Annotated in this window: 11 protein-coding genes; 3 read left to right on the top strand and 8 right to left on the bottom strand. The window is 66.8% G+C overall.

The features are described from left to right. Positions 1-136: 136 nt before the first annotated feature. The 3 genes from AC1RJ9_RS24435 to AC1RJ9_RS24425 form a co-directional block, all read right to left on the bottom strand. Positions 137-754 (bottom strand): glutathione S-transferase family protein, encoded by a 618-nt coding sequence (locus AC1RJ9_RS24435; RefSeq protein WP_492840709.1) that lies wholly within the window; start codon positions 752-754, stop codon positions 137-139. Between the two features lie 133 nt (positions 755-887). Next, positions 888-1376 carry a nuclear transport factor 2 family protein gene (locus AC1RJ9_RS24430; protein ID WP_492840711.1) on the bottom strand — a complete coding sequence of 163 codons (489 nt, stop codon included), beginning with the start codon at positions 1374-1376 and terminating at the stop codon, positions 888-890. Between the two features lie 111 nt (positions 1377-1487). Continuing rightward, positions 1488-2231, bottom strand: a complete 744-nt coding sequence (locus AC1RJ9_RS24425; protein WP_492840713.1) for an SDR family NAD(P)-dependent oxidoreductase — start codon at positions 2229-2231, stop codon at positions 1488-1490. Positions 2232-2377: 146 nt separating this feature from the next. Between AC1RJ9_RS24425 and AC1RJ9_RS24420 the strand changes: the two genes are divergently transcribed. Continuing rightward, on the top strand, positions 2378-3253 hold the full coding sequence (locus AC1RJ9_RS24420) for an AraC family transcriptional regulator (RefSeq protein ID WP_492840715.1): 876 nt from the start codon (positions 2378-2380) through the stop codon (positions 3251-3253). A gap of 222 nt (positions 3254-3475) precedes the next feature. On the opposite strand, the gene AC1RJ9_RS24415 is transcribed toward AC1RJ9_RS24420, so the two are convergent. From AC1RJ9_RS24415 to AC1RJ9_RS24395, 5 genes are all read right to left on the bottom strand, one after another. After that, the gene (locus tag AC1RJ9_RS24415; RefSeq protein ID WP_492840717.1) at positions 3476-5527 is read right to left on the bottom strand and encodes a serine hydrolase domain-containing protein; all 2052 of its coding nucleotides are present in this window, start codon (positions 5525-5527) and stop codon (positions 3476-3478) included. Between the two features lie 424 nt (positions 5528-5951). Beyond that, positions 5952-7361: an alpha/beta hydrolase family protein gene (locus AC1RJ9_RS24410; RefSeq protein WP_492840719.1), complete on the bottom strand. Its 1410-nt coding sequence runs from the start codon at positions 7359-7361 to the stop codon at positions 5952-5954. Between the two features lie 437 nt (positions 7362-7798). Continuing rightward, complete coding sequence (locus tag AC1RJ9_RS24405; RefSeq protein ID WP_492840721.1) at positions 7799-8740, bottom strand: alpha/beta hydrolase; 942 nt, start codon at positions 8738-8740, stop codon at positions 7799-7801. Positions 8741-8939: 199 nt separating this feature from the next. After that, positions 8940-10289, bottom strand: a complete 1350-nt coding sequence (locus AC1RJ9_RS24400; RefSeq protein ID WP_492840723.1) for an MFS transporter — start codon at positions 10287-10289, stop codon at positions 8940-8942. Then, positions 10286-10831 (bottom strand): hypothetical protein, encoded by a 546-nt coding sequence (locus AC1RJ9_RS24395; RefSeq protein ID WP_492840725.1) that lies wholly within the window; start codon positions 10829-10831, stop codon positions 10286-10288. Before AC1RJ9_RS24395 ends, AC1RJ9_RS24400 begins: the two co-directional genes overlap by 4 nt. A 124-nt stretch (positions 10832-10955) precedes the next feature. Here AC1RJ9_RS24395 and AC1RJ9_RS24390 point away from each other — a divergent pair, with 124 nt between their 5' ends. Together AC1RJ9_RS24390 and AC1RJ9_RS24385 are read left to right on the top strand one after the other, a co-directional pair. Further along, entirely contained in the window at positions 10956-11855 is a 900-nt protein-coding gene (locus tag AC1RJ9_RS24390; RefSeq protein ID WP_492840727.1) for a LysR family transcriptional regulator, read from the top strand. Between the two features lie 131 nt (positions 11856-11986). Continuing rightward, on the top strand, positions 11987-12355 hold the full coding sequence (locus AC1RJ9_RS24385) for a hypothetical protein (RefSeq protein ID WP_492840729.1): 369 nt from the start codon (positions 11987-11989) through the stop codon (positions 12353-12355). Positions 12356-12418: the final 63 nt, after the last annotated feature.

Genomic DNA, 12418 nt, shown 5'->3' with positions numbered 1-12418 from the left:
ATCTCGATCAGGAGACGCCCCTCGATCGGTGATGGCGCGGGTTCGGCTTTAGGCTCGGGAGCCTTGGCCGGGCGAGGGCCCGGCGCGCCCGAAGACAGGCGCGCCGAGTGTTCGAGATCTGGTCGACGTCGGGGTGTCACGCCCGCAGGCCCACGGCCGAGGCCGGCATCGGGACGAAACCCGGCAAGGCCTCGATCCGGGCGATCCAGGCCAGCACGGCGCCGTAGTCGTCGAGCGCGACGTTGCCCTCCGGCGCGTGGGCCACGTACGAATAGGCCGCCACGTCGGCGATGGTGGGACGGGATCCGGCCAGGTAGTCCGACCGCGCGAGCTCCTCGTCCATCACCTTGAGGATGGCGTGGGCCTTGGCGATGGTTTTTTCCGGATCGAGCTTGGCGCCAAACAGGGTGATCAGTCGCGCCGAGGCCGGTCCGGCGGCGATCTCGCCGGCGGCGATCGACAGCCAGCGCTGGACCCGCGCGGCCTCGTGCGGAGCTTCCGGCAACCAGTCCGAGCGGCCCGTCTTCTTGGCCAGATAGACCAGGATGGCGTTGGAGTCGGCGATGCTCGCCGTCCCGTCCTTCAGCACCGGCACCTGGCCCAGGCTGTTCATCGCCAGGAAGGCCGGCGACTTGTGCTCGCCCTGGGCCAGGTTGACGTCGACGATGTCGACCTTCTCGCCGAGCAGCGAAAGGAACAGCCGGGCGCGGTGGGAGTGGCCGGACAAGGGAAAGTGGTAAAGCGTCAGGGACATGGGGATGACCTTCCGGTTGGCTGGCGGACACCGCTCGGAGGCGGGGTTCGACGAGCGGATCCCTGCATGATCGGCCCGGTCCGCGCGGGCGGCTTGAAGCCGCGCCGCGCGCCCTTGAACCAACGGGGACCGTTCAGTCGGCTTGGCGGGGAAAGGCCATCGGCAGGTCGTGATAGATCCTGTGCGTCTGGATCAGCCATGCGCTGTCGCGCTTCTGCAGCGTGGGCCGGTAGTAGCCAGACTCGATCGGGGTGATGGCGCCCTGGGCTCCGGCCGCCGTGGCGGGCCATCCCTCGGCCGGCTCCTCCGCGCCCAAGACGTTGAACACGATGAACTGGGTGTCGAGTTCGGCGACGTCGCCATCGATCGAGACCAGGGCGTCGTGCGTCGTGTGGTGGCTCCAGCCGCGGGGAGGGTGGGGGCGCATCATCGCGCTGACCGCGTTGGCGATCGCCTCGCGCCCTTCCAGGACACCCAGCAACTGGCCCGCGCCGCCCTTATCGTAGTGGATCTCGACCGTAGCCCCCTCGATGAACAGCGCCGCCATCGCGGCGCCGTCTCTCTGGTCGGCGGCGCGGACATAGCGCGCCATAACCTCGCGAACAGCGATTTCGTCAGTCATGTCAGTCTCCAAGCTTGGGGCGGGGGCCAGGCCCGATGTCTGGCCCTCTCTGACGCACGCTGAGGCGGCCTCGCCGCGAGGGCTTGGCTAGATCGCGCCCCCCAGCTCGCGTCAAATCAGGTAGCCGCCAGCCACCTCGATCGACTGGGCGTTGATCCAGGCGCTCTCATCGGACAGCAGACTCGCCACCACCCGGCCGACGTCGTCCGGCTCGCCGACGCGGCCCAAGGCGGTCTGTCCCGCGAGCAGTGTCTCGAACTCGGCGTTCAGGCCTCCACCGAGGTCGGTGCGGATCGCCCCCGGCGAGACGGCGTTGGCGCGGATGCGCCGATCGCCAAACTCCTTGGCCATGTAGCGCGTCAGGACCTCGAGCCCGCCCTTGAACGCCGCGTAGGGGGCGACGCCCGCCGTGGCGACGCGGGTGGTGGCGCTGGTGATGTTCACGATGGCCCCGCCGTCGGCCATCAGCGGGAGCAGGGCCTGGGTCAGGAAGAACGGCCCCTTCAGATGCACGTTCAGGAGCCCGTCGAACTGGGCCTCGGTCACGCTGGCGATCGGCTCGAAGAGGCCATGGCCGGCGTTGTTGACCAGGAAGTCGAAGCGGTCGCGCGCCCAATGGGCCTCAAGCGTCAGGCTGACGGCGTCGCGAAACGCGGCGAAGCTCGAGACCTGGGCGACGTCGAGCGGCAGGGCCTTGGCCTTGCCGCCCATCGCCTGGATCTCGGCGACGACCGCCTCGGCGCCCTGGGGATGGCTGTTGTAGGTGACGATCACGCCCACGCCGCGCTGGGCGCACTGCAGGGCCGCGCTCCGACCCAGGCCCCGGCTCGCGCCCGTGATGATGACGACTGACATGTTCGCTCTCCGCGCTGATCGAGGCGTGGGAGATAGGCCGGTGGGTCTCTTTCGGCGCTGGGAGATCCTGCCTGATCCTTGCCTGATCCTGCTTAGTGCTTGCGCAGGACCAAACGGCCGCGCAAGCAGCGTGCATGGAACAGCCCTTGAACGAGCTGCGCCGTCTCGCGGCGCGCGCTGAGAACCGGCGGACCGAGACTGGCATACCGCGATTGGCGATGGCCCAGGGGGTCATCCCTGAGCATGAACTGGCCGCGGTCTACGAACCGATGATCAATCTGATCCTTCGAGGATCGAAGTCGATGACCATCGGCGACCAGACGCTGCGGTATGATCCGGCGACCTATTTCGTGATGTCGGTCGATCTGCCGGCGATAGGGACCGTCCACGCCGAGCCGACCGGAGAGCCCTATCTCGCCGTAAGCCTGACGCTCGACCGCGCCGTGATCGCATCGCTCCTGGAGCAGGCACCTCTTTTGGCCGGGGAGGGGGCTGGCTTCTCCGTCGCCGCGATCACGCCGGAACTGCTCGACGCCTGGATGCGGCTGATGCGGCTCACGGAGCGACCGGAAGACATTCCCATCCTCGCGCCCGCCTATGAACGCGAAGTCCTCTATCGCGTGCTCCAGGGGCCGAACGGCTGGCTGTTGCGCGACATAGCCACGCCCGGCACAGCGCTCTCTGGCATTCATACGGCCGTGCGATGGATGCGTGAACACTTCGATCATCCTGCGCCGATTGAAGATCTGGCGCGTCTTGCGGCCATGAGCGTCTCGGCCTTCCATCGACGCTTCAAGGCGGTGACCAGCATGACCCCGCTGCAATTCCATAAGACAATCCGCCTTATCCAGGCGCGACGCTTAATGGTGAGCGAGGCGTTGGGAGCCGCTGAGGCGTCTGATCGCGTTGGCTATGAAAGCCCATCACAGTTCAGTCGCGAATATGCTCGGTTGTTTGGTCGCTCGCCAAGGCGGGACGCCGCGGCGCTGATTGGCCAATGGCGAGGTCCTTCGGGAGGCTAGGGCTGGGCGGCTTGGCCAGCCTGCGTCTAGATACGACGGTGCCAAGCAATGCCGGCGGGGTGCGAGGATGTCCGGCGGACCGCCGGCTTACTCCGTGCGCAGACGCAAACATATTGTCGAACGTCGTGTTCGTGGAGAAGTTGGAGAGTCCGCTTCTGGCGCTTGCGCGCCACAAGCCCTGACCGCGATGACTTGATCGTTCGAGGGCAGGATGCTCTCGCGCTAGCGCGTCTCTACGAACCGATAGGCGCGCGGAGCCTCGCGAATGAGAAGACCTCGGCTCTGGGAGATGTCGGCGAGTTCGAACTCGTAGCCATCTGCGCCTGGCGTGATGGTGACGAAGGTGACGGTCCCGTCGTCGTTCTTGCGGCTAGCGACCTCGCTGGCCCAACCGCCGAAGTCGAACACCGTCTTGTCGCCCTCACGCCGGACAACGAGATCACCCAGATCGGCGTTGGCGTAACGGGCCGCGAGCTTGTCGACGACCGCGCGGTAGGCCGGCGCGGTCAGGGTCTGTCGACCTTCGCCGCGGCTGGCCTTAAACGCCTTGCCGTAGTTGGCCAGGTCGGCCGCCGCCCGAGGTTCGCCGTCGAACAAGACCTCCAAAAGTCGCCGCCGGAACGCCGAGCGTAGCGCCGCGCCGGAGTCTGAATTGGTCAAGATGACCGCGCCGACGCCCTGATCGGGGAGCCAGATCATGTCGGCGCGATAGCCGTACTGCGTGCCGCCATGGTGGATGACCGGCACGCCCCAGATGCGGTCGATCTTCAGGCCCATGCCGTAATATTCGTCGCTGCCTTCGGTGACCTGGGGAATTCGGCGCGCCAGGAGCGGGCCCTCGGCGATGTAGCGCTCGCCGTTGGGAAGCCGCCCCTTGGCCAATTCCATCCGCACATAGCGCAGCATATCGCGCGTCGTGCTCCATTCGCCCCCGTCCGGGCGCGAGGGGATGCCGGCGGCGTTGAGCCCCATCACGGCGACCTGCTGGCGGCCATCGATGTCCAAGGCGTGCGGCGCGGCATGGTCGCCCGCCAGGGCCTTTCCGTAGTCAAAGGTCGTGCGCGACATGCCAAGCGGGTCAAACACCAGCGCTTGCATGGCCGCGTCATAGGCCGCGCCCAGTTCACGATCGGGTTGCTGGACGTACGCGCCCAGATAGCCGCCCGAGGCCGCGAGCAGATTGGAATATTGATAGAGGTCGCCAAAGCCGCTGGTCGGCTGCATCGTCGACAGCCAGGTTAGGACGGTGGAGGCCTGGGCCTTGTCGCCCTGGAAGATCCACGGCAGGTCCTGGCGAGGCAGGCCCGTACAGGCGCAGACCAGATGCTTGACCCGCACCTGGGCCGTCGTCGCGGCGTCGCCCAAGCGGAATGCGGGCCACAGCGAAGAGACGGGCGTTTCCCAGTCCATCTTTCCCTGTTCGACTAGCTTGGCGAGCATGAGCGTGGTGAGGGCCTTGCCGTTCGAGCCGATCATGAAGGCGGTGTCGGCGTCGACAGGCTCGGGCTTGCCCAGCTCGCGCACGCCAAAGCCGCCCTCGAACAGGATCTTGTCGTCTTGGATCAGACCAAAGCCGACGCCAGGGATGTCGAGGTCGGCCCGCGCGGTTTCGATCAGTTCCGTCAAGGCGGCCAGACGCGCCGCATCAATCTTGTGTGCGGTCCGCCCGGCGAAGGACTCGCGCTCATAGCCGGAGGGCAGCAGTTTGTTGAGGATCACCTCAACCTGGGAATCGCGCTTTTCCAAAACCTCGTCGGCCATGTCCTGAATGACCACAGTCCAGCGGTCGCCCTTACGCAGCGCCCGGGCCCAGATCGTGCGTTCTTCGCCGGCCGGCGGTTGGTAGCTGTAGACGCGAACCTGGTCCCAGCCGTCGCGAACCGTACGATCCTTGGCGCCCTTCAGCGCGGGCGCGGCGGCGGCGCGATAGGCTGACCAGGCCGCCGCCACCGCCACATCGGCCTCGCCTCCGACCGTGTCGGAGACAAGGATCGAAGATCCGCTCTCCGGCGCGTCGAGACGTATCGCGCTCGCTGTCTTGAGGAGAGACCATCCGCGCGGCGCGACCAGCCGCGTCCCGTTCAAGGTCTTGATAGGCGTATCGAAGGCAATCACTTTGGCGGCCTCCGCGACGCTCGATTGCGGTCGGGCGATCGCAAGGCTGGGCGCCGCGACCAGGACGCCCAGCGCGACGACCAAGGCCGGGCTACGCCATCCGGCCTGACGCGCGCCGAAGCTTCGGGTGGACGACGGAGTGATTGGAGACTGCTGCAAGATTGGCTCGCTGGCGTGGGGTTGCCGATACCCGCGCGAAACGAGCACGCTGGCGAGCCCGGCCTTCGCAGATCAGGCCGGAGAAAACCTTCGTCGGCCGGCGGCGTGCGATCAAGTTACAAGCTTGAAACGTCGCATCGGGCGCAGCCACCACGTCGATATAGGGCGCCTTGCCTGGCCTTTATCGCGAGGGCGCTGAGGTCCGGTTGTTGGAGGCGTAGCAACTTCCGCTCATGGCGCGGAACAGTCGTTATCGTCGGCCCAACGCCGCGACCCCATCGGCCCGAAGCTCTCCATTTGGAGCAACGTGTAGATACAGGGCTTGTCGGGTGAGGGAGCACGCGCTCTTCGCGGGATGAGCATCGAACAACCGGGAACTGCCAGTCCAGACCACTGTCGGCCGCGGATCGGCATTTTGAAAACCTCAGTCATTCGACGCTGGTGCGGCGCCGGATGTGGGATTCACGGGTCCGCCCAACACGTCGGGATAACGAGCGGCTGTCGCGGCCAGGTTGGTGGGCACGCCGGTGAGTGGGCCCGAGAGGAACGCCGCGAGAATGTCGGCCGCCGCCTGCTGTGTGGCCGCGGGCCCGCGGCCGCCGCCCACCACCTGCGCCAACAGCCAGCGCCCCGGCGGGGCGAAGAAGACGGGCGCATCGGTGAAGCTGTAGTGGTTGGCGTGCTTGATCTCAAAGTGGAAGCCCGGCCCGGTCATGCGGGCGAGTAGCTTGCCGTTGCCGTTGATGAAGAGGTCGCCGTGATGCGTCTCGGCATTGTCGCTCTGCAGCAAGAGGAAGGGCCGGGTCAGCTGACGGTCCGGCAGGTCCCCATAGGGCGTGCCATCGATGTTGGCGGCGGCCACGATACGCGGGTCTTCGCTCATCGCCATGGCTGAAGCCGCTCCACCGAAGGAGTGGCCGATCACAGCCACCTTCGCGGCCTCGATCCGGCCGCCCCGCAGCAGCGGCGACAGCGCCTCCGGGCGCGCGAGCTGGTCGATGACGAAACGAATGTCGGCGGTCCGCACGATCTGCTGGTCGGGCATGAATTGGGTGCGATCTGGCGGGAAGATCTCCTGGAGCCCGACCACCCGGCCGTCCGGAAGCTGGGTCACCGCCGACTCGTAGGGATGGTCCAGCACGAAGACGACGAAGCCACGGCTGGCGAGCCGGGTCGCCAGTCCGGTATAGACGGCGCGGGGCGCGCCGTAGCCCGGCGAGAAGATCACCACCGGCCAGGCCCGATCGCGGTGCGCGAGCGGTGCAAGGGCCACAGCGTGGGTATCGATCTGGCCGTAGCGATGCAGCATGAAGCCGGGCATGATGCCGACCTGGCTAGGCATGTGGCCGATGCCGTCGATGTAGGGGAGACGCGCGCCGCCGGAATGATAACGGCGCGTCGTCGGATACCAGGTCTGGGCGATCACGCTTCGCCGGTCGCCCGTGTCGGTCGTATGCGGCTCATCCCGCGACGCGTCGGTCCAGCGAAAGACCTGAGTCGCGACGGCGTAGCGGCCGTCGGGCGGCGGTAGCGTCGGGACGGCGGGCAGGATCCAGACGCCGATGCATGCGACGGCGATCCCGACCAGACCGAGGCGACCGATCCAGCGCAACACGACGCCCGTGCGGACCAGCGGCAGGGCGCTCAGCGCCAACAGGAGATGGGCCGGCAGATCCTGCCAAGTGAAGCCGTACAAGGCCCATTTGGCCGCCGCCAGCAAGATGCCCAGGCCGGCAGCGGCGATCCGCAGCCTTGGCCGCCAGGCCGGCGCGATCAGCCGCCACGCCGCCAGGACCAGCACTGCGGCTAGCATGATTAGATCGAATATCAACATCGCTTTACTTGGCTTTCTACATGCAACCAGACAAGTATTTCTTCACAAGCTTGGTGACGTTCAAAGGCTTGAGGCGCTCGACGCGGAGCGGGCGGGGTTGGTGATGGGCCATGATGGGGGCGATGCGCGTTGGGCGCCGCCGAAGGCGACGGTCGTCTGAGAAGGGCAAGGCGCGAAGCTTCGCGCCGACGAATCCGTCCAAAAAAGACGGACGCGTTCAGCCCTGCGGAAAGCGCGTGCGGATCATCGTCATGGCAAAGAACCTATTGCGAGGTGGTGCGAGCGGCAATCTGGAAGGCCTTAAGTGGTGGCCAAAAGTCCGATCCTAGGTTGGGAGCCAGAGGCAGCTAATGGCGACCGCGACTGACAGTCGAACGCCCAATTAGCGAAGGGGTTGGTCAGCGGCCGCTCCGTTTTAGGGGCGGGGCTCGAGCAGATCACCTCTTCAGGTAAAGCCACTGCAGGCCCTGCATCAGGCCGATCGGGAAAGTGGTTTCGTGGAAACCATCGTCCACGACGTTTGTCCTGATCTCCAAGCTCGGATAGGCGCGGCTTTTCAGCATCGCCGCCAGGCGCGACTGGTCGGCGACCATGTCGTTGTCGCAATCGGCGCATCCGCCGGGCCCCGGATGCTCACGCGAACCCGTCGCCAGATAGATTCTGGCCGGCAGGTCCTTGTGAGTCGCCGCGTAGGCCGCTTCGCTTTGCAGGACCGCCCGGTCGGCGAACCAGATCGAAGGGCTGGTCAAGATGTAGTTGCGAAAGAGCTTGGGCTCATGGAACGCCACCCACAGTCCAAAGAGACCGCCGTAGGACTGCCCCGCCAGGGTGCGGTCGACGCGATCGACGCGGTAGCGTGTTTCCACCAGCGGCATCACAGCCTGCTTCAGAAAGGTGAAATAGGCTTCACCGCCGCCGGTGACGCCGTTGATCTCATGATCGCGCCAGGGCGTCAGATCGCGTCTGCGGCTGTCGGCGGCAACCTCGCCGCGCGCGTACGACAGGCCCACGATGATGAACTCCCGAAAACGCCCGTGATTGAACGGCACCCGCGTCAGACCTGAAGCGACCTGGAAGGTGTAGGGGCCATCGGTGAGATAGAGCACGGGATACCGGCGGCCCGCATTGGCTGGCTCGTCGTACCCGGGCGGGGTCTTGATGTAGATTTCATAGTCGCGCCCTGAGTCGGCTGAGCGCAGCGGGATCACCGTGCTGTTCTCGATGACGAAGCCGCCGGCCGCGCTCGGCGCGTTGGCGCCGACCGCGTTGGCGGCTCCCTCGGCGACGGGTCCGTTTACGGCGGTGGGGCGTCGTGCATCACCGCACGCACTCAGAACCATGGCCGCCGCGAAGATCGCAAATCGCAGGGAAAAACGCATGAACGCCACCTAATCCACCTTGGGCATGCATCAGTACAGTCTAGGTGGCCCAAGGCGAGACCCTGCGGACAGCAATCCCCAGGGATATTGTCGAAGACCTTATCGTCGGCTTGGAGGCGGCTTTTCCAATAGCGGCCGGAGCTGAAAGTCCGGAGAGCTGGAGCGGAGCCGACTTCCGCTCCTGGCGCCAGACCGACGATCATAGGGGCGTGGACGGCGCGATGGACAAAGCCTCGCGTCCGGCGCGCAGGGTGCTGACGACCCCAGCGGTCAAGGCAAGTGCCGCCCCGATCCCCAAGCCGAGTCTCGGCGCAAGGTCGACGGAGGTAGCGGTGAAGAGCGCCGTCATGAGCACCGCGCCGGCGGTCTGGCCGGTCAGACGGGCCGTTCCCTGCAGGCCGCCGGCCGCCCCGCTACGTTCCGGAGGTGCGCCCAGGAACAGATTGCGGTTGTTGGGCGCCTGAAACAGGCCAAAGCCCAGGCCGCACAGCATGACGCAGGGAACCAGGATCCGGGGCGCGCTCGTGGCCCAGATCGCCATCGCGCAAAGGGCCAGGGCGAGAACGCCGCCGCCCAAGGCGCAGAGCCAGGCGGTCGAGACACGGTCGGACAGATGGCCAGCGACCGGCGCGGCGATCGCCACCGTCAATGACCAGGGGGTGATGCAGAGCGCCGTCTGCAATGCGCTGAGGCCCAGGCCGTGCTGCAGGTAGAAAGGCAGCGCCACCAGGGCCGCTGTCTGGCCGGTGAACAGGCACACCGAGGCGGTCGCCGAGAGGCTTATGGAACGCACGCGCAACAGGTCCAGTGGGACGAGGGGCAACGCCTTGGGGGCTTCGCGACGCACCAGCAGGGCTAGCGCAGCCCCGGCGCCGAGCAACAAGACGATGGAAAGGTGCGGACGGGTCGCCAGCAGGTCCACGCCGACGACCAAGCCGGCGAAGACACAGCCGTTGAGAACGATGCTGACGAGATCCAGCGGTCGCAAGGAGCCAGGTGAGCGGGGCAGGGCGCGGGTGGCCAAGAGCGCCGCGGCGCCGATCGGTAGGTTCAGGGCGAACAGCCAGGGCCAGCTTGCTGCCGAGAGGATCACCGCGCCCAAGGAGGGACCGGTCGCCGTGGCGAGTGCGACAGTCAGCGCATTCCAGCCGATGGCAGCCCCGAAGCGGTGAGGCGGCACGACTTGGCGCAGCAGGGCGACGCCCAGAGCCATCGCCGCCGCGCCACCGAGCCCCTGAAGAAATCGCGCCGCCACAAGCCAGGATAGGGACGGCGCGGCGGCGCAGAGCGCCGAAGCCGCCGTGAAGAGCGCTACTCCTGCGGTGAAGACCCGCCGAAAGCCGAGGCTCTCCCCGAGGGCGGCGCAAGGGAGAAGCGCCATCACCAGCGCCAGCTGGTAGGCGGTCATCACTAGGACAGACCTCGCAGGCGACACCTGCAAGGCTTGGCCGATCGACGGCAGGGCCAGGTTAGCGATCGCTGCATCCAGAACCACCAGCATCGTGGCCGCCAGCACCGCGGCGATCGCCTGGACGGAGCGCGCGGTCATGGTGCGCCCAGCGTCCACGCGCCGTTCCGTTTCTCGTAGCGCGTAATCCTGTGCTCTTCGGTGTCCTCAACCTTCAGGTCGCGTTCGGTGAAGCGGAACAGCAGGGCCGGACCGCTCGTGCAGCGCGTGTCGTGAATGTCTCCTGGCAGATAGACCTGCACCTGGCCGGGTTGGACCAGAGTGGTGTTGCGCTTGACCAAGCGCGGCGTCCTGTTGGTGCTGTCCAGGCGCCCATAGGTCCCCATCTCGCTTTGGCCGCGCTGGACGCCATAGATCACCCAGCTGCGGCCGTGGTCGTGCGGCGGCCGGTAGAGGCCCGCGGGCTCGGCGTGGGCCAGCAGCATGAAGCCGTGATCGGGATCGCGATACAGCGCCTTGCTGAGCGGCGGCTCCGCATGCAGATCCGCCAACCACGCTTCGGTCACCGGCGATTGGAGCAGCGCCGTCAAATGACGGCTGCACGCGGCGACGAGGTCGCTGGTCAACGGCCCCCAGTCGGATCGGACGTTGTCGATGAACGCTTCCAAGGCGGTCTTGGTCACGGCTGTCTCCTTCGGTTCTGACCGAGACATAGCCGTGAGCTCGATGGGGCGGAACGCGCACCATTTGCACTTCATTCGTGCGTTTAACGCCATATCAGAAGCGAGGTCGTGCTAGGCTCGACCGATGTCGACACCCGACCTCAATCTGCTCGTGGCCCTGGATGTCCTGCTTGTGGAGGGCAGCGTCGCGCGGGCGGCCAAGCGCCTGCAGCTCAGCCCTTCGGCGATGAGCCGGACCCTTGCGCGGCTGCGCGAGACAACCGGCGATCAACTGCTTGTCCGGGCCGGCCGCTGCTTGGTGCCAACGCCCCGAGCGCTGGCGCTGCGCGAGAACGTCGGTCAGCTGGTTGGCCAGGCTGCGGCGGTGCTGCGCCCGGTGGAGCGGCTCGATTTAGCCCACCTGGCCCGCACCTTCACCCTTCGCGCGCGCGAAGGCTTCGTGGAGAACTTTGGGGCCGAGCTGGTGTCACGGGTGTCCGAACAGGCTCCGAACGTGCGGCTCCGTTTTATCGCCAAGCTCGACAAGGACAGCACGCCGCTGCGCGATGGCAGCGTCGATCTGGAGACCGGCGTTGTCGAGCTAACGATTGGACCAGAGGTTCGGGCCCAGGGGCTGTTCGAGGATCACTATGTGGGCGTCGCGCGGCTCGGGCACCCGCTGAGCCTTGGACCGGTGAGTTCGGCGGATTATGGCGCCTGGCGTCACGTCGACGTCGTGCTGCAGGGCTCCGAAAAGCCGCCGATCGACGCCTGGCTGGCGGCGTCCGGCGTGGTGAGGGACATCGCCGCCGAGGCCGGCGGCTTCGCAGCGGCGCTGGCCCTCGCACGGGGATCTGATCTGATCGCCACCGTCCCCGAACGCCATACCCGCGCGCTGCGAGCCGGCATGTTCTGGTTTCCGCTGCCGGTCCCATTGCCTGGGTTCATGGTGTCCCTGCTGTGGCATCCTCGGACGGATGGCGACGCCGCGCACCGTTGGCTTCGCGGTTGCGTCCACGAGGTCTGCACCGGTGGCCTAGAGTAACACGATTAGGTCGGGTTTCCGGCGGGAAGCCAATGTCTGGTTATGGTGCACGACCGACTTTGACGTCGATTGACCCGACTTTGCCTTGGAATGGCGACTCGGACTTTGATCCCGCCGCCAACGAGGATCCGATGACCCCTGACGAATTTTCAGCGCTGGCGATGAGCTTTGGCCCGAGCGTCCAGGCCAAGCCGATCCTCGAAACCGTGCAGTTTCGCGTCGGCGGCAAGGCGTTCGCGACGTTGGGTTGGCCGGCGGCGGGCTGGGCGGTCGTCAAGGTGGCTTCATCTCGCCAGGCTTGGGCGCTTTCGCTGAGCCCTGGCTTGGCGCCCGAACCGGGCCGTCGGCGCAAGGCGGGTATCGTTCTGATGCAGCTGGCTGCGATCGACGAGGCGGTGGCGGTGGATCTGCTCGCGGACGCCTGGTCCTTCGCGCATCGGAGCGCCGCGCCGCGCGGACGAGCGGTCGGTGTGGCGGCTGGGCGCGCTCTTTCGGCTTAGGCCGGACGGACTGATCCCGCCGTTTGCCTGTCTTTGTACGCCAGGGCCCGATCAGGCGATTTG

The organism is Caulobacter sp. GW822-FHT07D08, assembly GCF_058798735.1.
Note: the sequence above shows the minus strand (reverse complement) of the source record. Positions and strands in the feature narration are given on the sequence as shown.